At 62.5% G+C, this 23169-nt stretch carries 20 protein-coding genes; 11 read left to right on the top strand and 9 right to left on the bottom strand.

What is annotated here, in order from left to right:
* The first annotated feature begins 208 nt into the window (after positions 1-208).
* The 4 genes from ACQY7R_RS08635 to ACQY7R_RS08620 all read left to right on the top strand — a co-directional run bounded on the left by ACQY7R_RS08635 (position 209) and on the right by ACQY7R_RS08620 (position 3023).
* Positions 209-541, top strand: coding sequence for a TfoX/Sxy family protein (locus tag ACQY7R_RS08635; RefSeq protein ID WP_428305205.1), 333 nt, complete (start codon positions 209-211; stop codon positions 539-541).
* Positions 542-890: 349 nt separating this feature from the next.
* Positions 891-1367, top strand: a complete 477-nt coding sequence (locus tag ACQY7R_RS08630; protein ID WP_428305204.1) for a hemerythrin domain-containing protein — start codon at positions 891-893, stop codon at positions 1365-1367.
* Between the two features lie 166 nt (positions 1368-1533).
* Positions 1534-2283 (top strand): UvrB/UvrC motif-containing protein, encoded by a 750-nt coding sequence (locus ACQY7R_RS08625; protein ID WP_428305203.1) that lies wholly within the window; start codon positions 1534-1536, stop codon positions 2281-2283.
* A 383-nt stretch (positions 2284-2666) separates the two neighbouring features.
* Positions 2667-3023 carry a carbon storage regulator gene (locus tag ACQY7R_RS08620; RefSeq protein WP_428305202.1) on the top strand — a complete coding sequence of 119 codons (357 nt, stop codon included), beginning with the start codon at positions 2667-2669 and terminating at the stop codon, positions 3021-3023.
* Positions 3024-3108: 85 nt separating this feature from the next.
* Here the strand turns inward: ACQY7R_RS08620 and ACQY7R_RS08615 are convergent, their stop codons facing one another.
* Both ACQY7R_RS08615 and ACQY7R_RS08610 read right to left on the bottom strand, forming a co-directional pair.
* Complete coding sequence (locus tag ACQY7R_RS08615) at positions 3109-5247, bottom strand: esterase/lipase family protein (RefSeq protein WP_428305201.1); 2139 nt, start codon at positions 5245-5247, stop codon at positions 3109-3111.
* 391 nt (positions 5248-5638) lie between these two features.
* Positions 5639-5911: a carbon storage regulator gene (locus ACQY7R_RS08610; RefSeq protein WP_428305200.1), complete on the bottom strand. Its 273-nt coding sequence runs from the start codon at positions 5909-5911 to the stop codon at positions 5639-5641.
* Positions 5912-6369: 458 nt separating this feature from the next.
* On the opposite strand from ACQY7R_RS08610, the gene ACQY7R_RS08605 reads away from it, so the two are divergent.
* Both ACQY7R_RS08605 and ACQY7R_RS08600 read left to right on the top strand, forming a co-directional pair.
* The gene (locus tag ACQY7R_RS08605) at positions 6370-7209 is read left to right on the top strand and encodes a DUF1570 domain-containing protein (protein ID WP_428305199.1); all 840 of its coding nucleotides are present in this window, start codon (positions 6370-6372) and stop codon (positions 7207-7209) included.
* Between the two features lie 12 nt (positions 7210-7221).
* Positions 7222-8157, top strand: coding sequence for an SDR family oxidoreductase (locus ACQY7R_RS08600; RefSeq protein ID WP_428305198.1), 936 nt, complete (start codon positions 7222-7224; stop codon positions 8155-8157).
* Positions 8158-8435: 278 nt separating this feature from the next.
* Here the strand turns inward: ACQY7R_RS08600 and ACQY7R_RS08595 are convergent, their stop codons facing one another.
* Positions 8436-12065 (bottom strand): S8 family serine peptidase, encoded by a 3630-nt coding sequence (locus ACQY7R_RS08595; RefSeq protein ID WP_428305197.1) that lies wholly within the window; start codon positions 12063-12065, stop codon positions 8436-8438.
* Positions 12066-12615: 550 nt separating this feature from the next.
* On the opposite strand from ACQY7R_RS08595, the gene ACQY7R_RS08590 reads away from it, so the two are divergent.
* The 3 genes from ACQY7R_RS08590 (at position 12616) to ACQY7R_RS08580 (ending at position 15104) form a co-directional block, all read left to right on the top strand.
* On the top strand, positions 12616-13257 hold the full coding sequence (locus ACQY7R_RS08590) for a DUF2238 domain-containing protein (RefSeq protein WP_428305196.1): 642 nt from the start codon (positions 12616-12618) through the stop codon (positions 13255-13257).
* On the top strand, positions 13254-13721 hold the full coding sequence (locus tag ACQY7R_RS08585; RefSeq protein WP_428305195.1) for a TspO/MBR family protein: 468 nt from the start codon (positions 13254-13256) through the stop codon (positions 13719-13721). Before ACQY7R_RS08590 ends, ACQY7R_RS08585 begins: the two co-directional genes overlap by 4 nt.
* Positions 13722-14129: 408 nt before the next feature.
* On the top strand, positions 14130-15104 hold the full coding sequence (locus tag ACQY7R_RS08580; RefSeq protein WP_428305194.1) for a DUF4394 domain-containing protein: 975 nt from the start codon (positions 14130-14132) through the stop codon (positions 15102-15104).
* A gap of 17 nt (positions 15105-15121) precedes the next feature.
* Here ACQY7R_RS08580 and ACQY7R_RS08575 read toward each other — a convergent pair whose 3' ends face one another.
* The 6 genes from ACQY7R_RS08575 to ACQY7R_RS08550 all read right to left on the bottom strand — a co-directional run bounded on the left by ACQY7R_RS08575 (position 15122) and on the right by ACQY7R_RS08550 (position 21787).
* On the bottom strand, positions 15122-16063 hold the full coding sequence (locus tag ACQY7R_RS08575) for a DUF1559 domain-containing protein (protein ID WP_428305193.1): 942 nt from the start codon (positions 16061-16063) through the stop codon (positions 15122-15124).
* Positions 16064-16081: 18 nt separating this feature from the next.
* Positions 16082-17332 carry a hypothetical protein gene (locus tag ACQY7R_RS08570; protein ID WP_428305192.1) on the bottom strand — a complete coding sequence of 417 codons (1251 nt, stop codon included), beginning with the start codon at positions 17330-17332 and terminating at the stop codon, positions 16082-16084.
* A 104-nt stretch (positions 17333-17436) separates the two neighbouring features.
* The gene (locus ACQY7R_RS08565) at positions 17437-18165 is read right to left on the bottom strand and encodes a PEP-CTERM sorting domain-containing protein (RefSeq protein ID WP_428305191.1); all 729 of its coding nucleotides are present in this window, start codon (positions 18163-18165) and stop codon (positions 17437-17439) included.
* Between the two features lie 102 nt (positions 18166-18267).
* Entirely contained in the window at positions 18268-18990 is a 723-nt protein-coding gene (locus ACQY7R_RS08560; protein ID WP_428305190.1) for a PEP-CTERM sorting domain-containing protein, read from the bottom strand.
* Between the two features lie 378 nt (positions 18991-19368).
* Complete coding sequence (rpsD, locus tag ACQY7R_RS08555; protein WP_152099600.1) at positions 19369-19977, bottom strand: 30S ribosomal protein S4; 609 nt, start codon at positions 19975-19977, stop codon at positions 19369-19371.
* A 469-nt stretch (positions 19978-20446) separates the two neighbouring features.
* Positions 20447-21787 (bottom strand): dicarboxylate/amino acid:cation symporter, encoded by a 1341-nt coding sequence (locus tag ACQY7R_RS08550; RefSeq protein WP_428305189.1) that lies wholly within the window; start codon positions 21785-21787, stop codon positions 20447-20449.
* On the opposite strand from ACQY7R_RS08550, the gene ACQY7R_RS08545 reads away from it, so the two are divergent.
* Together ACQY7R_RS08545 and ACQY7R_RS08540 are read left to right on the top strand one after the other, a co-directional pair.
* Entirely contained in the window at positions 21776-21970 is a 195-nt protein-coding gene (locus ACQY7R_RS08545; protein WP_428305188.1) for a hypothetical protein, read from the top strand. The genes ACQY7R_RS08550 and ACQY7R_RS08545 overlap by 12 nt on opposite strands.
* 164 nt (positions 21971-22134) lie before the next feature.
* The gene (locus ACQY7R_RS08540; protein WP_428305187.1) at positions 22135-23133 is read left to right on the top strand and encodes a substrate-binding domain-containing protein; all 999 of its coding nucleotides are present in this window, start codon (positions 22135-22137) and stop codon (positions 23131-23133) included.
* The last annotated feature ends 36 nt before the right edge of the window (positions 23134-23169 follow it).

The raw sequence follows: 23169 nt of genomic DNA, 5'->3' as shown, positions 1-23169 counted from the left end.
AAGAGCGCCTGGAGTGAGCGAATCTCGGTCACGGGGCGTGCAGAGGCTGCGCGTTTCCCTTCCACCCGCAAAGGCAGATTGCGACGGCAAACCGCACGGAAAAATACGGCAAAAATTATTAGATACTTGCGTGACGGCTGATTGAGACGCAAAAACGACTGAAAATATCTGATTCCGCCGCAATGGTTGGGGAACCCAGGAAAAGACGATGGCCTACGACGAACTGCTCGCCCGCCGCGTGAGGCCGTTTCTGTCTGGGTATCCCGGTTTCTCTGAGAAGCGGATGTTTGGGGGGATGGCGTACTTTCTCGACGGGAATTGGTGCATCGGCATCTTTAAGGAGTCGATGGTCGTGCGCGTCGGGCTGGAAGCATACGAAGCGGCGCTCGCGGAGCCGCATGTGACGATCTTTGGCTCTGACGAGCGGCAGATGCGGGGCTGGGCGATGGTGGGGCCGCTCGGGCTGGAGGACCTTCCATCGATTCGGGCGTGGGTCGAGCGGGGCGTGGCGTTTGTGGAGACCTTGCCGCCGAAGGAGTGAGTGTGGCGGTCGGTGTTGCCAACGGCAACCGGAGGCGGTGTTGCTTGGCCTCATGTCGCTGCGCGACCCCTTCGCGCCTCGGCACTTTTTCGAGACGCTCAATTCCGGGCGTTTTCGATCGATGCTAGCGACTAGGGCTAGCGGCGCCTTATCTTGAACGTATCCGATAACTCGTGACCGTGAGCATGGACGGGACCGCTACGGCAGAGGCTTTTCAAAACTAGGCGTCGTTTTTGCTCCGGCGAAGGGGAGAACGCGACGCTAACTGCGTGGCGCGACGCCGCGTCGAGGGATCTACGGGAATAGATCGCTCGACCGTTGCTCGCTTGCCGCTAAGGAGGAATCGGCCATGTTGTCTCACTCGATGCGGAGCGATGCTCGCGCCGCCGCCCAGGCTGCGTGTCTGGAGCATCAGATTCTCGACCATGTGAAGCAGGCGCTGCGGGTGACGCTGCAGTGGAAGGCCCCGGCGTTTGGGCTGTCGCGTAAACTGTCGAGCGTGCAGTTCACCAGCAAGTCGTTCATGCGGCATCTGGACCGGATGATGGAGCTGGAGGAGGTCGAGGGCTACATGGAGGCGGTGCGGCATGACAAGCCGAACCTCGAAGCGCGTGTGCAGCGACTTGAACAACAGCACGACGAGTTCCGCGACTTGATCGAAGAGCTGCAACCGGAGGTGGCCGCGCTGGCCGCCCTGCCCGCCGCGCGGGCGCAGGTGGTGTGCCATCGGCTGATCGACTTCTTGAACCGCGTTGATCAGCACGACGCCGATGAAATCGAACTGTTGCAGCAGTCGCTCGCTTGCGACGTTGGGGGCGAAGGGTAATCCCCTAGTCTTTCCCATCATGCGACCTTCCAGACGCTGAAAAACAGCGGCCGCGAGGCCGGTCCGCGCGTGGCTCGCCTCCGAAGGGGGAGCAATCTACAATGTGAGTGGCCGAGACGCGTCCTCGGCGACCGCATCGTTCACTCCCTGAGAATTGTCCACGCCCATGCCTCGTTCGTCCCGTTCCAACAATATCGATCGCCTGCTGCGCGACTGGGCTTTCGAGCCCGGCCGGCCTGTCGTACGCCGCGTCGTCGGCGAGGATGGCCGCGAGCTGCTGCAGATGCGCGTTGATATGGGGCTGCTGCAGCTGGAGACGACCGCCCGACCGGACGGAGCGACGCCCGAGGGCTTTCCGACCTATTACGATTACCTCGTGTCGGCAGCTTTTCAGGAAGGAACCGAGTTCGCGCTGAACGCTGAGCGGCAGCAGGAAATCGATCGCGAGTTCGTGCAGTTCTACCACCGGCGGATCTGCTGGTTGAGCCTCAACGAATACGAGCGGGCTGCGGAGGACGCCGACCATTCATTGAAGCTGATGGATTTCAGCACGGCCAACTCAGAAGATCGCGATTGGGCGATGCTGCACGAGCAATACCGGCCGTTCGTGTTGTTCCACAAGGTGCAGGCGACGGCGCTTACGAAGCTGCAGGACGACGAGCCGGAGGCGGCGGTCGAGGTGATTGGCGCCGGGCTGCAATCATTAGCGGCGATCTTCGCCCGCCACGGCGCTGAGGAGCACTACGAGGAAGATCTGTTCGTGGTGAAGCTCCGCGAGATGCAGGAGTCGATCAAGTCGCAGTTCCATCTCGGCCCAACGCTGGCCGAGCAACTTGCTGATGCCATCGCAACTGAGCAGTACGAACTGGCGGCGAAGCTGCGGGATCGGCTGGCGCGGAAGGCGCAGCGGAACTGACGCTCTGTTGGGGAGCTAACCACAAAGGCTCAAAGTCGCGAAGGACGCACGAAGGGGGGAAGGATCATCGCCTTCGTCTTTTGCTTCCCAAGCTTTCTATCTTCGTGAAGTCTTCGAGTCATCCAGCCTTCGTGGTTCGTTTCTGTAGCTTGAGCGCGGCTCGCTTTGCCGTTTTTTCAAGTTCTTGGCAAATGTTCACCGGTTGGGTGTACACGCCCTCACCTTCGGTACTGCCAGCAGCGAACGTAACTCCTTATGCCGATTGCATCTCCCGCTTAACGGGCGACGCTCCTAGTGAATCGGCACGGGTAGTGCAATAGAGCCTTCCGTGTCAAACGCGGCGTGTCGGCCGCAGGAATCTCATCTACAAGGGAGTGTGTCTCATGTTGGTTCTCACCCGGAAGCAAGGCGAACAGATCAAGATTGGCGACAATGTGGTCATCACGGTGGTGCGGACCAAGGGGAAGGGAGTTCGTCTGGGGATTCAGGCTCCGTCGCACGTGCCGGTGTTGCGTGGTGAGATTGCCCGCGCCATCGAGGTCGAAGTGAACCAACAAGCAGAAGTCGCTGAGGAAGCGGTCGACGAACACGATGACGATTGCGACCACGACGCTTGGCCGTCGAGCGAGTTGTACACGGTCGTTCACGCGGCTGGCCTGCGGGTATCGCCGGGCGACGTGATGGGAGCTCGCGGCGGTCGCGGCTTGCTGCGGCAAATGGTGGCGGCCCGCGGGGAGTGAGCGGCGAATCACGACGCGCCTGAGCGGCGCAAAACGCGAGCATCCCCCCAGCGGGCTCGACAGTTGGAATGCACCTTGGGCTGAGTTATTTCGTCACCGTCGCCGGCAACGTTGCCACTGGCCCAGGCAGTTGCGGCGGCGATTGGCCGACGGGCGTCGCGACCTCGGCGTCGGCGTACTGCACCGCCCCGCCGTAGGGGAAGTTCTGCAGATCGGCGATGTGCTGCATCAGCACGCGGCGGACCTCGAGAATGCTCTGCGGGTGGCGGTGGACCGTCATGTGATCGGCGGGGACCACGATCTGCGAGGAGACGTGGTCGAGCTGGGCGCTGGCGAGCGAGACGACGCCGTCGCCCTCGCCCGAGAGCCACATCGACATCTGGTTCGTCACCCCTTCGTGCGGCGCCTGGCCGACGATGTTGTGGTACTTCACCCACGGACCGGCTGGGGCTTCGAGCAGCACTGGCAGGAACGTCGACTTCGGTGAGAGCGAGTCGATGCTGTTGGTGATGTTGATCGGCGCCGTGTTGCGGAAGTACTCGGGGTTGCGCGTGGCGAGTTCGGTCCGGCCATTCATTAGCGCCGTCGGGACGTGAATCAGTTTGCGGCCGAGCCACTTCGTGAAGTCGTTAGAGAACTCGCTGCCGCGGTGCGGCGTGCCGATGGTGACGACGCGGCGGATCGATGGGTTCGGGTCGAAGAAAAACGTCGAGGCCAGCTGGTCGCGGATTTCAGGATCGGCCTGCAATTCGGCGAACGGCTTGTCGCTCATCGTGCGCCAGAACTCGTTGCCACTGTTGACGGTTTGCAGCTTCGAGACGAGACCGCCCATGCTGTGGCCGACGAGGATCGTTTGATCGAGCGCCGGCGACTTGCGACCGGGATCGAGCTTGGCCCGCATTTGCACGAGGTCTTCGCGCATCTCGGCGGCGCTCTGCCAGAAGGGTTGGCCCGACGGGTAGAGGTAGAACCAGAACTGGTAGTGTTCGCGAATGTACGGATCGCTCCGCAGGTCGTTGAACATTTCCATCCAGGTGACGGGGCTCGACCAGAGTCCGTGGACCATCACCACCGGAATGCGGTCGCTGCGGTAGGGCTCGAGCATGTAGAGCCCGCTGACCTTTTGCACCTTCTCGGGCGTGAGCAGGCCGACAGTTGAAAGTTTGCTGTCGTCGAGCGCCGGCTGGCTGAGGTTGTAGGCCAGCGGCGTGCTGAGGTCGGTTTCAAGCGGCACGGTGACGCCGCCGGCGTCGACTTGAGTGGTGTCGAGTGGATCGTAGAGTTCGAGAACCGCGCGTAGTTTACGCTTCGGTTGCTTCGCATCGGCCACGGCGACTCCGCCCATTGTCGCCGACGTGGGAACGACGTCGGCGGATTGCTTCGCGAACATCGGATCGACGCGCAGGAAGGCGGTGACCGCGAACGAGAGATCTGGCGGGTAGAACTGCTCGGCCGGCTCGGGGTTTTCGTGCGGCTTGCGAACGGCGATGAGTGGCACGCCGAGGCCGAAGTTGTGGTAGTGGTTTCGCAGGCCGTTGACTTCGTAGTCGGAAACGAACTCGACGTGATCGAAATCGGCGGAATGCCAGCCGCCGCTCTTCAGCTGAATTTCTAGCTCGCAATCGTGCGCGCACGTTTTGATGCGTCGCGTGGCGCCGGGACGGAGCGGGGCTTCGGTTTGAGCGATGCGCAGTGTTCCTTCGAGGGCGGCGTTGTAGAGCTCGCACGCGCTGCGGAACTGCGGGTCGTAGGCGTTGCTCGCGGTGGGGTAGCCGTTCGCGAAGAGGTACTCGTAGGCGTAGAGCACCGACGAACCGTAGAGTTCAAGTGCGGCGGCTTTGTCGTGAGCGGCGTCGGCCTTCTTGCCGCCGACGTAGGCAACTTCCGCGAGGGCGTAGAGATTTTCGCGGTTCGGCTCGTTGCGGTTGATCGCGTTGAGTTCGACCAGCAACTCTGGCTTGTCGTTGAGTTTCTTCTCAAGGTCGTAACGCCGCAGCAGTTGCAGGGTGCGCGGCGTTGGCTTGGGGCCTTGCTTGGTGACGAGGCCGAGGGTGTCGGTAAGCGGATTGCGCGGCGTCGTGCGAAGCGTGACCCACTTGCTGCTGGTCGATGCACAGCCAGGAGCAAGGAAGATCGCGGCAGCCAACAGGTAAACGGCGAGACAAGTCGACGCGCGCGAGCGCGGACTGAGGCAGGTCACCGTCGGCTGTGCGGAGCACGCCATGGTCGGCATCGACCGGTTGGCAGGTGGCTCGTCGTTCCGCGATCAGGGTGCATCCCTGGCGCGACGCCGGCCCCCAAGAGAGGGGCGGGGAGAGTAGGAAATTCCCGGCAGGAACGTCAAGTTCGGCCTGGAAAAACAGCCTGAAAATCGAGCTCGCGACGCGATCCAAGGAGAGCGTCTCAGCGAGGCATAATCGCGCGCGAATGGGCGCTTTGGGAGAGATCGCTAGACCGCTAACCGCGGATGGGCGGCTAGAGGAACATCAGCGCACAAAAAAAGCCGTAGGCATCGCGCCACACGGCTCTCTTTGTGCAAATTGTCTTGCGAAACGCATCCGCGCCTCCGGGTGAAGTGAGTTGGTAAACCCAGATTCAAGCGGGGGGGCGAGATGCTAGCCCAGAACATGGGGCATCGAGGAGCCCAAGCCGAGGCGTTGGTGCGTGACCACGACCGGCGAACGGACGGGCTCTGACTCCAGTTCGAACTCTTCTTCGTGAATCTCGAATTCCATCGCAGCATCGCGGAGCTCACCGCGGAGGATCCGCACATTGCGCGGGGCCTCGACTGCTAGCGTCACGCGATTGCCGGCGACGCGGCGAACCTCAATGGTGATGTCGTTGCCAACGTGAATCTTTTCGCCAATCTTGCGGCTGAGTACGAGCATCCCTACTACCTCCTGAAACGAACAACAAAAATGGTGCGGCTTCCCTGCGGGCTGCCAAAGTTGTCGCTCCGTTGCGACGGATCGACTAAGTGCAACCGACATGCCAATAGGTATGATTGGTGGGGTTGAAGGTTCACTGTCACTTGAAACGAAGAATTTTCCGGGATTTTTGCATTTCCCCTCAAGCGGGGGTTGCCAAGCGGTGGATCGTTTCGTGCCACGTTGGTCGCAAAACGAGACCAAGGTCTAAGAATGGGATCGAAGTGACGAGTCCTAGCGTCGTCCCTCGGAAGCGCCGAAGCGGAGATTTTTCGGCGTTCGCACGGCTGCGGGCGACTTGGGTTGACCAGCGCTGGTCGACCAGTATACTCCCGCCCCCATCTCCTCCCTCGCCGTGAGAAGTCAGTGCTGGCGCCGATCGACCAACTTGAAACGGCAGTCTGCCGGCGGGAGGTCGCATGACTTCCAGCCTGTCGCGACGGCGATTTTTACAAGCGGCGCTAGCAGCGACGATCGCGACGCCGCTGGCTCGAGCTGCCGAGAAAAGCGAAGGTTGGGCAGATCGGCGAGTCTACGGGCCGTTCGTTTGCACCTCGGCGTTCCCGCTGCAATCGCTCGAAGGAGTGTTTGCTGAGCTCGCTCGGCTCGAATCGGAGCTGCATCGGACGCTAGCAGTCCCCTCGGCGCGGCAGACGGTCGATGTTTTTCTGCTAGCAGACGAGGCGTCGCATCGGAAGTTCCTGGCTCAGCTCTATCCCCAGGTTCCCTACCGTCGGGCGCTTTATGTCCGACGTGGCGGCCGCGGAGCCGTCTACGCCTACCAACACGCTGAGTTGCCGGTCGATTTGCGGCATGAATCGACGCATGCCCTGCTGCACGCGACGCTGCCGGAAGTGCCGCTGTGGCTCGATGAAGGGCTGGCGGAGTATTTCGAAATGCCCGAGGAGAGTCGGCCGCATGGCCATCCTCATCTAGCCCTCGTCCGCTGGAATTTGCGGCTCGGGATGCGACGGACCGTCGAGGATCTCGAGGATCGGCAAGAGGTAGGCGAAATGGGCAGCTTTGAGTATCGTTTCGCCTGGTCGTGGGTCCATTTCATGTTGCATGGGCCGGCGGCCGCCCATCGGACGCTGGTCGAGTACTTGGCCGACATTCGCCGCGGCGACCATGTTGGTCCGCTGTCGGCGCGACTGCGGACGGCGGTGCCCGATCTCGACGAACGGATGGAACGGCACTTCAGCAACTGGCGGCCGACGGCGTCATTGGTCGCTCACCGCAGCGCGCCCATCAGCGGCTAAGAAAGAATCGCAATGAAATACTTGGTCACCGGCGGCGCTGGGTTCATTGGCTCGCATATTGTGACGGCGCTCGTCGAACGCGGCGACGAAGCGCGGGTGTACGACAATCTCAGCACCGGCAAAGTCGAGAACCTCGCCCACCTCGGCAAACGCGTCGAACTGATGCAGGGCGATCTGCTCGATCCGAAGCAGCTCGAGAAAGCGGTTGTCGGCGTCGATGTGGTGTTTCACCAAGCGGCGATGGCGTCGGTGCCGCGGAGCCTGGCCGAGCCGGCCGCCAGCCACGCCGCCTGTGCGACGGGGACGTTGCACGTGCTCGACGCCGCGCGCCGCGGCGGCGTGAAGCGCGTCGTCTACGCAGGTTCAAGCAGTGCCTACGGCAACCAGCCGTTCATCGCCAAGCGCGAGAGCGATCTGCCGGCGCCGATCTCGCCCTATGCGGCCGCGAAGCTCGCCGGCGAAGGGTACTGCCAGGCGTTCGCTGCGTCGTACGGATTGGAGACGGTGGTGATCCGCTACTTCAACGTCTTCGGCCCGCGGCAAGATCCGAACGGCGAGTACTCGGCGGTGATCCCGAAATTCGTTGTGATGATGCTCGCCGGCAAGCGGCCGACGGTATTTGGCGACGGCGGGCAATCGCGCGATTTCACGTACGTCGAGAACATCGTGCTCGGCAACCTCGCGGCGGCGGCCTCGCCCGCGGCGAGCGGTCGCGTGTTCAACGTGGCGTGCGGCAAGCAGTACAGCTTGCTGGAACTGATCGCCAGCATCAATCGCGTGCTGGGGACGAAGATCGAGCCGAACTTCGAGCCGGCCCGCGCAGGCGACGTGCGGGACAGCCTGGCCGACATCACGGCAGCTCGCGACGTGTTGAAGTACGAACCGACGATTGACTTCGACGAAGGGCTGCGGCGGTCGATTGAGTACTACCGCACGTTGGTGAAGTAGTGGGCGAGGTACGCAAGTTGACGCCGGAGCGTTACTGGATCGGAACGCCAGCGGCGTTCAAGCATCCAGTCCGGGCTTGATCGCAGCGCGATCTACCCCGGGAACAATGACGAAGATTTGCTCGCCAACCCTGCAGGGGTTGCATCGATGCGCGGTCGCAGGCGCCATGGTTCAACCCCTTCAGGGTTGGGGCGAAAATGGCGGCCTGTTGACCCAGGGTAGATTGCTTTCGCAATCAACCCTGGGCTGGATGATGTAACGCCGTTGGCGTTCGCAGATCATTGGCCGACGAGTTTGAACACGAAGTCGGTCGTGCGGATGTCGCGGACGTTCACGCCGCCGCTGGTCATGTAGGCGGTGACGTTCTTGAAGCCGTTGGCCGAGTGGTTGAAGCCTAGGCCGCTCAGCGACGCCAACCGCTGCCAGACAAGCAGCGTGTCGTTGCCGGCCGAGTCGTAGAACTCAACTTTGTCCGTGCCGCCGGCGGTCGAGTTGGCGACCGTTTGCTTGAAGCCCTCGGCTTCGTTGTAGAAGTTGGTTCCCGTCATGATCCCGCGGACGGCCCCGGCGATGTAGGTGTCGTTGCCGATCGAGTCGTAGAAGTTCGCGAGATCGTTGCCGCCGAGTTCCGACACGGCGCGAACGCGGTCGAAATTGCGAACATCGTTCGAAACGATCGAGCTGGCGAGCACCGCGCGGTCGGCCCAGGCGTTGAAGACGTCGTCGAGCGCCGAGTCGTACAGCGTGGCCGTGTCGTAGCCGCCGGAGCCGTAGGTGACCGTGCGGTCGAAGCCTTCGGCCTCGCTGTAGTAGCCCGAGCCGGTGAGGATCGCCCGGAGGTAGCCCGCGATGAGCGTGTCATTGCCAGTCGAGTCGTAGAGGTCGGCTTGGTCGTCGCCGCCGGAGGTCGCCCACCCTTTCGCGCGGTCGAAGCCGCGAGCTTCGTTGGAGTAGCCCGTGCCGCTCATCGACGCGGTGGTCGGGCGAGCGACGAAGAGGTCGTTGCCGACCGAGTCGTAGAACGTCGCCGTGTCGTAGCCGGAAGAGGCTTGCGTGACGGTGCGTTCGAAGTTGCGAGCATCGTGCGAGAAGCCGTTGCCCGTGAGCGTGACGCGGTTCGACCAAGCGGTGAGGACGTCGTCGCCGGCCGAGTCGTAGAACTCGACGCGGTCATTGCCGCCGGCGTTCGCGTAGGCGATCGTGGCGTCGAAGCCTTCGGCCTCGTTGTAAAAGCCGGCGCCTTGCATAATGCCGCGGAGCGAGCCGGCGATGTAGACGTCGTCGCCGGCCGAATCGTAGAACGTTGCCGTGTCGTAGCCGCCGGCGGTAGCCCAGGCTTTCACGCGGTCGAAGCCGCGGGCGTCGTGCGAGAAGCCGGCGCCGGTGAAGGTCACTCTGTCCGACCAGGCCGTGAGCGTGTCGTTGCCGACGGAGTCGTAGAAGTCAACGCGGTCGTTGCCGCCGTTGACGGCTTGGGCGATGACGGCGTTAAAGCCTTCGGCCCAGTTGTAGAACCCGTTGCCGCTCATGATGCCGCGCAGCGAACCGGCGATGAAGACGTCGTCGCCGGCCGAATCGTACAGCGTGGCGGAATTGCTGCCGCCGTTCACTGCGTACGCTTTGACATTGCTAAAGGCGGCGACTTCGTTCGAGAAGCCGGTGCCGACCATCGTCACGCGGTTCGACCAGGCGGTGAGCGTGTCGTTGCCGAGCGAATCGTACAGGTAGGCGACGTCGGCGCCACCGCCGCCGCGGATGATCTGATTTTCGATGGCGGCGGTCGCCACGGAGAACGCGGCGCCGACGATCGACGCCGAGGAGGCGTAAACCGTGGCGGTTTCGTTGCCCGTCGTGCCGTTGAACGTGAACGAGTCGTTGCCGTTGCCGCCTTGGAAGGTGAAGGCCTTCGCCGAACTGCCGGCGAACTGATACTGCACGCCGTTGACGGTGACGTAATGGGTCGTCCCGGCGACGAACGAGAAGACGTCGTCGCCGCTGGTGCCGGCGACGGTGACGTTCGTTCCGCTCTGGCTAACAAGATTGACAACGCTTAGATCGATGTCGGTCGCGCTGCCGGTGACGCGGATGAAGTATTCGACGCCGGCGGTCGCTTGAACGTCGGCGCGGGTCGTCGCTCCGCTGTTCGTACCGCCCGCAATCAACTGCATGTTCGCGTTGTAGATCGCGGCGCTGGCGTTCGAGCCGGAGTATTGGCCGAGCACCGACAGGATGCCGGTCCGCGCTGCGGTGACTTTGAACCAGCGATCGCCGCCGATGACGACGTCGTCGTATTGGTTGAAGTCGGCGACGCCCCAATCGGTGAAGGTTGGCTGGACGTTGCCGCCGTTGCCCCCGTTCCCCCCATTGTTGCCGTTGTTCCCGCCGTTATTGCCGCCATTGTTTCCGCCGTTGCCGCTGCCGCCGAGACCCGCGGTGAAAGTGTACCGGCCGATGCCGGCCGTGGAGGTAATCCGGACCGCGTACGTTTGGCCCGCGGTGACGGCGAAGCTAATCGTGTTGCCGTTCTGCGTGGCAATCGTCTGGCCGTTGGCCGCGTAGGCTTGCCAGGACGCGACGAGTTCTTGCTTGGCATTCGTGACGTTGAACGAGACGTTGCCGGTGGTCGAAGCGGTGAATGAGAAGAAATCCGCGTCGGACGTGGTGTTGATGGCACCGTTGACCGTCGACGTGCCGACGATCGTGCCGATGTTCTGAGCCGTCGCTTGCGTCGAGCCGAAGTCGTCGGTCGGCATGAGCGCGCTGACGGCTTTCTGCAGATTGAGACGCTTGTACGAGAGATTGGTGGCGGCGTCGTACACCGTATCGGCGTTCGCCATCATGTGGTTGAAGATCATGTCCTGCGTGATGTTCGTCCAACCGGCGAACTCCATCGCCTGGCGAACGAGCACCGCAGCGCCGGCCACGTACGGGGCGGCCATGCTGGTGCCGGACATCGTCGCGTAGTCGTCGGCGACGCCGTTGTTGTTCCCCTTGTAGTCGGGAACCGTGCTGACGATGTTGCGACCCGGGGCGGCGATCGCGCGAGTGAGCCGCTGGCTGAAGTAGCTGAGCGAGCCATTTTCGTCGGTCGACATCACCGGGACGACGTATTGGCTCGCGGCCGGGTAGCTGAGACCCGGAGCGTTGAAGCTCGTGAAGCTGTTGCCGGCGGAGACGGCGATGAAAATGCCGGCCGACTCGAGCGCGGCGAACTCATCTTCGAGGTTCGCCCATTGCGGAATCGTCGCGGCGTTCCAAGAGCTAACGCCGAGCGACAAGTTGATCGTGGTGATCGGGTTTTCGAACGAGTTGCGATTCTGGAGCACCCACTTCAGGGCGTTCTCGACCCAGCTGAAGTAGCCTTGACCGGCGTCGTTGAAGACGCGAAGGCCGACGAAGTCGACGCCAGTGGCCACGCCGCTGTTGGGCGTGCCTGAGCCGCCGATGATGCCCGACACATGCGAGCCGTGGCCGCCGCTGGCGCCGTCGTCGTACGGATTGGCGTCGTTCTCTTCGGTGAAGTCCCAGCCGCCGACGACGCGATAGTTGGCGCCCAGCCCGCCGCCGAGCGCGTAGTGGTCGTAGGCGATGCCGCTGTCGATGACCGCGACGGTTTGGCCGCGGCCGGTGAGCCCGTAGCTCGATTGAACGTTGTACCAACCGGTAAGGTTGTGAGCGGCGGCGATCGCTTGCTCGATGTCGTGAACGTAATTGTCGAACGGAACGGCGTCTTCAGGGTTGATCCAGAAGTCGGCGTCGCCGATTCCGCCCGTTTGCACCGTTTGCTCAAGCGGCGGCGCATCGAAGTCTTGATGTTCGATGAGCGGATCGGCCGTCATCACGCGGCGATCTTCGAGTTGCTCAATGACGCCTAGCTGGCGGCCCTTACGCGTTTGTTTCCGTTCCATGACGCGACCCCTCGCGACGATGCATCCATGGTCTCGCTATTGCGATAATGGCGCACAAGTGCGCCGCCTGATGCGATCGATCGCTTGCTCCTGACGAACATGTGAAAAGTGAATCGACGGGGCCGCGGAGGGGGAGTCGGCCCTGTCTTGACGAGTGTTTGGTCCGACGGCAAGCGGCCAAGTTTCCCTGCGTGAGGGAGGGCTGCACGCCGACGTTCCAAGAAACTCTAAGTCAGGAAATCCCGGCTCGCCGTGGTTCCATCAACTTCCGCGTTCGCGCCTGCTGCGGCGTTGAGCGGGGGCAGCGTCGATTCACTGGCGTGATGAAGAACGTCCACGTTCCTTCCTCACGCGCTGCCTAACGGCTACGTCATGTTGCCGGGACGCAACCAATATACGGGTTGTGACGGGCGAAGTTCAGCGGTTGATCGGCTAAACTAATGTGCATTCGTCCATGCTGGCGCGAGGCGCGGCAAGCTTGGCAAACTTGCACGATTAGCCGTCGCCCCCGTAAGTTTACCCAATCGGCAGATCTTTCCAGGAGGGTTCGATGGCTGCGAGCAGCGTCAACTATCAGCTGGCCGTCGTGGCCGCGACGATGCTGTTGTTCGCGGCGTCGTTGTGGCGGCCGATTTACCCGGACCAGCAATGGCTGCAGCACATCCCGACGGTGCTGGCCCTGCCGGCGTTGCTGTGGAGCGCCCGGTGGCGGTGGCTTTCGAACGCGTCGTTCACCTGTTTAGCGATGATGCTAGCGCTGCATATCGTCGGGGCGCGGTGGATCTATTCAAACGTGCCGTACGACGAATGGTTTCGCGCGACGCTCGGGGGCGGGACGCGCGAGTGGCTGGGCTGGACGCGGAACCATTACGATCGGCTGGTCCATTTCGCGTTCGGGTTGTTAATGACGCTGCCTATCGCCGAGGCGACCGTTCGTTACGGCGGTTTGAGCGTCGCGTGGGGATTGGCCTGGGCGTGGATGACGGTCGCCGGCGTGAGCGCTTTGTACGAAGTGTTTGAGTGGGCGATCGCGATCATTGCAGCGCCCGACTACGCGGAGCAGTACAACGGTCAGCAGGGCGATTGGTGGGATGCGCAGAAAGATATGGCACTCGCCTTACTGGGAAGTGCGCTGGCGACGCTCGCGCTCGGTGCGGGTTTGCAACGTCAACGGCGGAGAACCACGGGATGAGTGAGCGACGATCGCTTCGGTACTGGACGCTGATTCCATTTGTGGCGCTGTGCGCCGGCGTGATTGCGTTTGGGCAGCAATTTTCGCCGGGCGAATGGTTCGCTTCGTTGAAGCAGCCGCCGATCGCTCCGCCGAACTGGATTTTTGGCGTTGTATGGACGCCGCTCTATTGCATGATCGCGGTCGCCGGCTGGCTGCTGTGGGAGCGGGCGGCGAATTCGTGGGCGATGCGATGGTGGTGCGTGCAACTGGGGCTCAACGCGGCTTGGTCATGGATCTTCTTTGGGCTGCACCGGATTGATGCGGCGCTGGTGGAGATCGTGTTGCTGTGGCTGGCGATTGGGGCGACGATTGTTACGGCATGGCGGCCGGTGCGGGCGGCGGCGTGGCTGCTGATTCCCTACTGGGGATGGGTGGCGTTCGCGACGGTACTCAATGGGTGGTACTCGGTTTTGAATCGCTAGGCGGCGCCCTAGCCCCGGGCTCCGCCCTAGCCGATGGGCGACGCGTACCGGAATGGCGAGCGACCCCCGGGCGGAGCTCGGGGCTAGAGGCGCAAGTTAGCCGTAGGCGCGCTCCGTCCACCGGCGGAGCCGGTGGCTTTTGCGGGAGCGCTTTCGCCGCGCTAACGTGGCGAGCCACACTGCTGGCGCCTCTGCGGAGGGGCGCCAAGAAATCTAGCCAGAATCTCTTTGCATCAACCCGCAGCGCGGCGATACGATGTCGGGCCGCGTGACGATCTCTTGCGGGCTGCATTCGCTTTCACGCTCGCCAAATTAAGGAGCCGCTCCTGAAGCGCATCGCTGAGTCAACGTTTTCGGGTCGAGTCGAAAATCGTTCATCAACGCCATTGCACATTCTGGAGCGACGCCATGATTCACTCTCTGCCCTTGCGGGCGATTCTCTGCAGCGCTGCCCTGCTCTGCTTCGTCCAAACGCACGCCAGCGCCCAAACGGCCTACGGAGTCGACGCGAACTTTACGCTGTTTAGCTTCGACGTCACCAATCCGACTTCGTCGACGACGATTGGCAACATTGGCTTCTTGCCCGAGGGGATCGATTTCCGGCCCGGGACGAATCAACTCTATGCGATCAACGTCGGTGAAACGACGACGCAGCTTTACACGATCAACACTGCAACCGCGGCGGCAACGCCCGTTGGCGCCGGCTTCGCGACGACTGGCGTCGACTACAACTTGGCGGGCAACCAATCGTTCGGGTTCGATTTCAACCCGAAGACGCTGCAAGCTGATTCGAGCATGCGAATTCGCCTCATTTCGAGCAATGGCGAAAACATGCGGCTCAATTCCAGCACTGGGCTCGTCGCGGCCGTCGATGTTGACCTGGCGATTCTGCCCAGCGGCGGCTCGCCGTTCGCCGACGCCGCGGCGTACATCAACAACATCCCCGAAGTCGGCGGCACGACGATCTTGTTCGACATGGATATCCGCAATAATTCGCTCTACACGCAGAATCCGCCGAACAACGGCTCGCTGAATCTCGTTGGCGCCTTCGGCGTGAGCATCACCAACGTGCAGCAAGGCATTGGGTTCGACGTGTACACGACGCCGGGGGATGCTGATCTCACGATCGGCGGCGATGCGGCGTACGCCGTGCTGAAGCGGCCTGACGCGCCGGTCAACGGGCCGACGGGCGCGTACATGCTCTACAGCGTCAACCTAGGGAATGGGCAGATTACGGGCGGGGCGCTTGTTGATGGCGGGCGGGATTTCACCGGCGGGTTCGCGATCGCGCCGGGCGTGCCGGAGCCGGCAACCTTCGCCCTGGCGATCGGCAGCGCACTCGTCGTGGTGAGCACGGCAAGAAAACGCAATGCGGCGATTTAGCGCGCCGCAGTCGACGATCACCTGATGCCAGCGATCACTTCTTCGTTGGCACGGGTGATCAGCGCGAACAGCGTCTCTTTGTCGATCGCTGTTTGCAGGAACTGGACCGAACCGTCGAGCAGCGCGAACTGGACGCCGCCGGGGTGATCGCTGCGATAAGTGGCACGGAAGCCGCCGTCCCAGCGGGCGCTGGGGTCGTTGAAGTTGTAACGCACGTCGGCGTTGGTATGCCCCCAGGCGTAGGCCCAATAGGCTTCGGCCCAACGGAACTCGCCCCACTTCGGTTGGCCGTCGACGCTGCAGCCCGAGTCCCAGATATACGATTCGAAACCAAAGTTCGTTTCGCCAATGAGGATCGTGTTCGACGTGCCGTCAGTGATCCGCTCGATTCCCAGATCGTAGACGTCGCCCTTGCGCGGGGGCGGGCTGGCGAACGCGCCGTCGAGTTGTGCAAACTTCGCGTAGTCGACGCGCGTGCTAATGACGTAGCTGCCGGGGCCGAGCTTTTCGCCGCAGTCGGTCATCGGGACTTCCCGCGGCAAATACATCGAGGGGCAGGTGTAATCCGGGAACGCAACGTTCGTAATCGCCAAGTTTTCCTTGCTAGCGGTAGTCTTGGAGAGGTCGTAGTTGGCGTAGAGGTTACCCTGCTCAAGATAGGGAAGCAGCAAGACCAGGGTGCTGCCGTACTGTGAATACGTATCGAGCGAGCCGCCTGAAATCAGGCCGCCGGGACCGCCGAGCACTTTCGGCGGCGGCAGCGTGTGATGACTCGATTCAAAATTGAGCGTCGCGAGCGCGATTTGCTTCAGCTTGTTAACGCAGTTCGTCCGCCGCGACGCTTCGCGGGCGGCTTGCACGGCGGGCAACAACAGTGCCACGAGCGTGCCGATGATGGCGATGACGACTAACAACTCGACGAGCGTGAAGGCGCGGCGACCGCGCGACATGCTTCCCATCGATTGGATCCTTCCGTGCTAGTTGCGGACTGCGAACGATCGGCGACGCCCAAACGCTGCGAGACCGAGCGTTCCGACCGCAGCAAGTGCGGCGGCGTGAGGTTCGGGAACCGCGGCGACACTGCCGAGGCCGTTGGGACCCGCGGCGAACGCGCTCTTCCAGGCGGCAAGATCCGCATCGTCGTATTGGCTGCCGTAGCCGCGTTGCCACGTGAGGAAGTCGCCGCCGTCAACGACGCCGTCGCCGTTGAAGTCGGCCGAGGGGGCTTCATTGAGAATCGTGACGGCAAGTTCGAACGTCGGGGCGTTGCCGTTTGGGTTCGGGCCGCTGGGATTGTTGTCGAGGAAGTAGTCGGGGTACGCGACTTCGCCGGTGTGGGCGAGCGGCTCGTGCAACGACGATAGGAAGAACCCGAGGTTGCCTGCCGCGAGCGAGTGCTGCAGGTAGCTCACGACGCCGGGATCGTTGAGATTGACGTCGAACGTCAGCTGCGTGCCGGCGCCGAGCATCGTGCCGGGGGCCAATTCGACGCCTTGCGAATCGTACGCCTTGCCGACGGCGAACGGCGTCGGGCTAAACTGCTCGGTCTCGTTGCCCGGCGCGGTGGCGCTGTAACCGCCGAAGATTGCGTTCTCGACGTCGTTGCCGGCGCCGTCGACGGAGTAGACTTGATATGGGCCTGAGAAACTGCCGGCAGCGATCGGCCAACGGCGATCGCCGGAGTTGAAGTACTCGGGGCCCGTCTCGCCAGCGAAGCCGAACGTTGTGTAGGCGCCGCCGAAGCCGACGCCCCACAGTTCGATCGGCTTGCCCGGATCGTCTGTGCCGCCGGTGATTTGGAAATAGTCGTCGGCCGTGCCGTCGTAGGCAATCTCGCCGATGTTGCCCATCAGCGTGACGGTCAGTCGGAGCGAGTCGATTTGATAGCGGCTTGGATCGAGCTTCGGAATGGTGGACGTAGTGTTCGTGGCCAGCAAGACGCTGCCGCGGCGCGAAGAGTCGTAGCCGTCGCCGCCGTAGAACTGGACGTTGCCGTCGTCGTCGACGTAGGAGTAGGTCGCGAAGCTAGAGCCGCGATCGCGGACCGAGCCCGAGCCGTTGGCGGTCGATACTGGATAGAACCACATCTCGATGTCGGGGTCGGTCGTCGCGTAGGCCAGCGATTGGGCGTGGCACCACGCAGGCGTCGCTGCGGCGCCGATGGCAAGGAGGCCGACTGTGCCCCAACGGCTGACGAACTTGGCGAATTGTTGCTTCAGCGAAGACATGAACGACTCCCTACCGAATCGAGATGAACGTCGAATCGAAATGAACTAAAAAGAGCCGCCGTCTCGCGGCAGACTGGCTGCCGCGAGACGACGACCATCGGCGCCTAGCGACGACGGCGGACCAACACCGTCGCGGCCGTGAGCGCCGCCCCTACCAAGGCGAAGCTGGTCGGTTCCGGCACGGCGGTGACCGAATCGGGAGCAAACCCGTTCACCGACCAGAGCGAATCGACCGTCATGTCGGAGATCGAAAGAACGCCGGCGCCGACTGGCGAGCCGGTGACGTTCACGGAGTAAGAAGCGGCGTTGCCAGGGATTTCCCACTTGGCCCAGAACTGTGCTTCTTGGCCGTCGGCGTTGACGCCGGTGACGTACGTCGGGGCGACGCCCGCGATGTTACCGAAGGCGAACAGGTTGGTGATGCCGCCGAAGCCGCTCAGGCCGTTGCCTTGGACAATGATCGTGGTGAAGCCCGTGCCGACCGAGCCGACCGTCGGGATGGTGAGCGTCAGGTTGACGTTCGCCGGATTGGTGTAAACGTTGTTGCTGCTCGAGACGATGTCGCTGGCGTTGTTCTGCGCGAGCAGCGGGCCAGCGAGCGAGCCGGGGTTGATCGACGGCGTGCCGTTGATCACGTCGGGAGTCGGGTCGGGATCGCCGACGTTCAGCGGCGGGTTGCCGTCCCACGAACCGTTGCCCCACCCGAAATAAGTGGTGTTGGCGGCGCCGCGGAAGCTCGGGGCGATCGGGCCGGTGGCGAAGTTGATCGATTCAGCGCGAACGACGGTCGCGCTCATGGCCACCAAAGCGGCCAACAACAAAGTGTTCTTCACGAGGTCTACTCCAGTAGGGGAATAAGAGGAAAACAATTCAGGAACAGCAGGACGCCGTCGACGAGCGAAGCGTGCGGAACGGCGCCCTGCACTGTTTCAGACTTAGCTGCGGCGCGAATTGCGACGGACGGCGAGCGAACCAACGAGACCGATCGCGGCGAGAGCAGCGGTGGCCGGTTCCGGCACGCCCATCGGCGTGAAGGCGCCGGTTTGCGTGTACGTATCGACCGCGATGGCGTCGAGGCTCATCGAGCTGGCCGAGGCCTTGAACGTCAGCGAGTAGGTCGACGGGTTGAAGCCGGCCAGATCCCAAGCGAACAGGTTCTCGGGAATCGCGCCCCCGAGCAACTCGTGCGAATAGGTCGGAGCCAGCAATTGATTGCCGCCGTCATAGCTGAGCAGGACGCTCGTAAAATCGAGCAGGCTACCTTGGTTCTGAATCTGAGCGACGAAGCGGCTGTTCCAGCCGGCGCCGAGGTTGTAGTTGGGCACAGTGACGGTAAAGCTCGTCGGAGCCGAGAACGAGTAAATATTTCCGCCGCCGGTTAGAAATGCGCCGGCGGTGTTGCCGACGAGCAGCGAACTGGCGCCCGACGAGCTGCCCGACGCGGGGAAGCTACCGGCAACGTCCGGGGCGTTGCCCGGCGTGCTGTAGGCGTCGGTGAAGACTTCCCACTGAGCATGCACCGAGTTGGCGGCGCCAAGCGACCAAGAGTCGAAGGGCGAGGTCGAACCGTTGGGGACGACGAACGAGGTGGGAACGGCAAACGCCGTGCTGGCGCAGAGAGCCGCTGCGGCGACGAGCGCCGCGATTGATTTCTTCATGAGAACACTCCAGGGTGAAATGTAGTGATATGGAAACGTGGAAAATTTCACTGGGGGGCAAAGCGCAGAGGGCCGGGAACAGCAGGTTCCGGGGCAGCGCAGACGACTCGCAGTTGGAGTCGGAAGAACGTCCGCAGGGGCGGACGCTAAGGATGGAGAGACGGCTCAGCGCTCGGGCGAGAATCCAATACATTGCTGGGGCTGACGTTCAATCGCAAAGATGCGGGCGTTGAGTTTGACGGCTCTCCTTTTTAAAAATTTATAGATCGAAAAATATGTAAAATGTACGGTTTGTCTGACTAGCCTGTTTTGGGTTCTCGGAAGCCGTAAACTCGAGGTTGAAAAGCCGCCAGCCGTTGGCTGGCGGCTACCGGCCGACTAGCGCGACAGCAATTCGACGACCATCTGCACGTTCACGGGCAGCGTGACGTCTTCCTTCGCGGGAAGGCGAGTGACGGTGATCATCAACCGTTCCGAGTCGACGTGGAGCCAATCGGCGGCTTGGCCGTCGAAGGCCGCCAAGTTACCGCCGTAGAGGTCCGTGAGACCGCCGCGACGCTTCACGTGAATGACGTCGCCGACGCGAACAGTCATCGAAGCGACGTCGCAGTGCCGGCCGTTGACGGTGAAGTGGCCGTGGCAGACGCCTTGTCGGGCCTGAGGACGCGTCTTGGTGAAGCCCGCCAAGCGGACGACGCTGTCGAGACGACGCTCGCACAGCACGAGCATTTGGGTCCCGGTGTCGCCTTCAGCATGCTTCGAGTGTTCGAAGACGCGGCGAAGTTGGCGTTCGCCGAGGCCGTAGTAGTACTTGATCTTTTGCTTTTCACGCATCGACTCGCCGTACGTCGACATCTTGCGGACCGGCGGGGCCATGCCCGGAGCGTTGGGGCGACGATCTGAGGCCTTCGCGGCGCCGGCGCTCTCGAAAATCATGGCGCCGAGACGGCGGTTGATGCGAGCCTTCGGACCGGTGTAACGCGACATGTCGATGATCCTTCAAGTACGGGGACGTTGTGTGGGGCGCCGGTCGTCAGCGTTACCTGCAGCGGGCAGTGCTGGGACCGAGCGGGTTTTATGTGGTGACTGGCGGTTGAACGCTGCCTGCAGCGAGTCGCAACCTAGGCGGAGAATGCTGGCAGCTCCGGTGGAGTGCAAGCGGGTCGCCTGGAATCGCAACTCAGCGGTGGCTCTTCGTCAGTCGCTGTTCTTGCCGTGGGAGCTCGCGAAGGGGTTCAACCGCGGCTGAACCTTCGCTCCGTGGCTGGCAGACGACCGAAAGGCGTGCTGGCTGCGGTTGGTGAGATCGAGTCTCAATAGCAATAGGATATGAGAATTGAGATCGGCGTCAACGGGTGATTTAAAAAGTTTCCAGGTTTTTTAAATCGGTTGGCGTGACGTTGGGCTGCAAGCGGCATCACGCACATCGGCGAGAAATAGCGGAGGTGCAAAGGCGCTACCGTTTCGCTTCGGCCCGCTCTTCTGTAGCGGCAACGCACGCCGCGAGCGTGAGATCGCCCGTGACATTCAGCGTCGTGCGGCACATGTCGAGGACGCGATCGACGCCGAGGATAATTGCGACCCCATCGGGCGGAACGCCGACCGAGCGGAGCACGACGACAATCAGCGGGATCGAACCACCAGGCACGCCAGCGGTGCCAACGCCGGCCAAGACCGACATTAAAACCACCGTCAGCTGCTGGGAGAGGGTGAGTTCGACGCCGAAGACTTGCGCCAGGAACAGGACGACGACCCCTTCGTAGAGCGCCGTGCCGTTCTGGTTCGCGGTCGAGCCGACGGTAAGCACGAACCGGCCGATTTCCGCCGGAATCCCTAGCTTTTCGTTCGAGACCCGCAGAGCGGTCGGCAGCGTGGCGTTGGAGGACGACGTGCCAAACGCGGTCAGGATGGCATCCTGAGCATCGCGGAAAAACTTTACCGGGCTGCGGCGAGCGAACGTCTTCAGCGCTAGTGAGTAGACGACGAACATTTGGATGCTGAGCGCCAGCACCACCGTCAGCACAAACCAGAGGAGCGTCACAAGGATGCCGCCCCCCATGCGGGCGGTCATTGAGAACATCAGGCATGCGACGGCGTATGGCGCTAATCGCATCGCGAAGCCAATGATGATCATCGAGGCGTCGAACAAACTCTCTAACAACGTCACCGTGACGGCCCGTTTCGATTCTTCGACCATCGAGAGCGCAACGCCGAAAATCAGGGCGAAAAACATCACGGCAAGCATGCCGTTCCCCTTCGAACTGCCGTCGAGGGCCCCCGCCATTTCCTGGATCGGATTCTCAGGAAGCATGTCGAGCAAAATCTGCTCAAGCGGCTTCTTCTTGTCGGCGCTCGCTAGTTTGTCGTCGGCTTCGGTCGAGTAGGCGGCCTTCAACTGGGCCGTTTGGTCAGCGGAGAGCCGTTTGCCAGGCTGGATGAGATTGACCATCCCGATGCCGATCGCGACCGAAGTTCCCGATAACAGCAGTGTGTAGAGAAGCGAGGTGAGCCCAACGCGGCCGAGCCGCGTGAGGTCGCCGATGCCGAGCACGCCGAGGACGAGCGCCGAGAAGACGAGCGGCAGCACCACCATCAAGACGAGCCGCAGGAAGACGCGGCCGAGCGGATCGGCGACGTGGATGGCCCACCATTCGAGCGTGTCGTGAATGCCGTTGCCGTTCGCGTCGATCGTGGCGACGTTCGCCGCATCGGCCGGAACGCGGAAGCTGAGATTGCAGGCGATGCCGAGCGCGGCGCCGATCAGCAGGCCGAGGAGAATTTTCGTATGAAGCGCCATGCCGCCGGGCGCGTGGTCAGCGGCGGCGCCGCGGGAATCGTCAGCCATCTGGATCGCCAACCTTGGCTTGAGTGGTGGGTGGCCGACGTCCATCGCCTGCGGACGCCGATCGTGCGGGTACGAGACGCCGCGCGTCAGGCGCCGCTTAGCCTGAATCGCGTCTGTCTCGTCGGAACAAGGTAGCGGAGTTTTGGGCAGATTTCCAGGCAATGGCGGCTTGTAACATCATTGGCGGTTGCTTCGTACGCCGCCGTAAGCGATAGCCAACGGCTTGCCGGGGGGCTAAACTTGCAGTTCGCTGCTCTTCCTTCTTCTTTACGCTCTATTCCGCAATGTGGGAGCTCTCTGTGAGTCATCCTTCTCGAACAGCTTCGCTGGCGATGGCGCTACTGCTAGCCGCGATCCTCGGTTGTTCCAAATCTTCCGCGCCAACGGACGCGCCGGCATCAACCACGTCCGAGGCGGGCAAGGCAAAGCGGACGATCGTGATGATTCCGAAGACGACGCAATCCGCCTTCTGGAACGCAGTGCGTCGCGGCGGCGAACAGGCGGCGAAGGATCTCGACGTCGAGTTGCTGTGGAAAGGCCCCGGTAGCGAGAACGATCGCGCTGGCCAGAAGCAGGTGACGCAGCAGTTCACCAATTCAAGCATCGACGGCATTTGCCTTGCACCGACCGACAGCAAGGCGCTCGCCGCCGAGGTGCGTAGCGCGACGGCGAAGGGAATTCCGGTGCTGATCTTCGACTCGGCGGTCGAGGGCGAGGTAGGCAAAGACTTCATCAGCTTCGTCGCCACCGATAACACCAAAGCGGGCGAACTGGGCGGTAAGCAACTCATGGAACTTGTCGGCAAGGGGGGCAAGACGATTTGCTTCCGCCACATGGAGGGTCACGAGAGCACGTCGAAACGTGAAGATGGCGCCATCGCGGAGATGAAGGCGGGCGAGGCGGAGATTTTGGTGGACGACCGTTACACCGGCGCGTCGCAAGGCGAAGCGCAAACGACCGCGCTCAACATGATTGACGTGGTGCGGCAGGCCGACGGCGTGTTCGCCTCGAATCAAACAGCGTCCGAAGGCGTCCTCAAAGCGCTGCGAAAGACGAATCTGGCGGGCAAAGTAAAGTTCGTCGGGTTCGACAGTTCTCCGGAGCTTGTCGCGGCGCTCCGCGCCGGCGAAATCGACGCGCTGGTCGTGCAAGATCCGGTGAAGATGGGCTACACGGCCGTGAAGCTGATGGTCGACCATCTCGACGGCAAGCCGATTGAGGAGCAGGTCGTCACCGACGTGCGGATCGCGACCAAAGAAAATATGGAGACCCCCGAAATCAAGCCGCTGCTCGATTAGTTTGTCGCCGCTCGCGTCGTTTGCATTACTGGTGAT

The organism is Lacipirellula sp., from assembly GCF_965279485.1.
In the GTDB taxonomy this organism is placed as follows: domain Bacteria; phylum Planctomycetota; class Planctomycetia; order Pirellulales; family Lacipirellulaceae; genus Lacipirellula.
The sequence above is the reverse complement of the archived record's forward strand: the minus strand, read 5'-3'. Positions and strand labels throughout refer to the sequence as shown.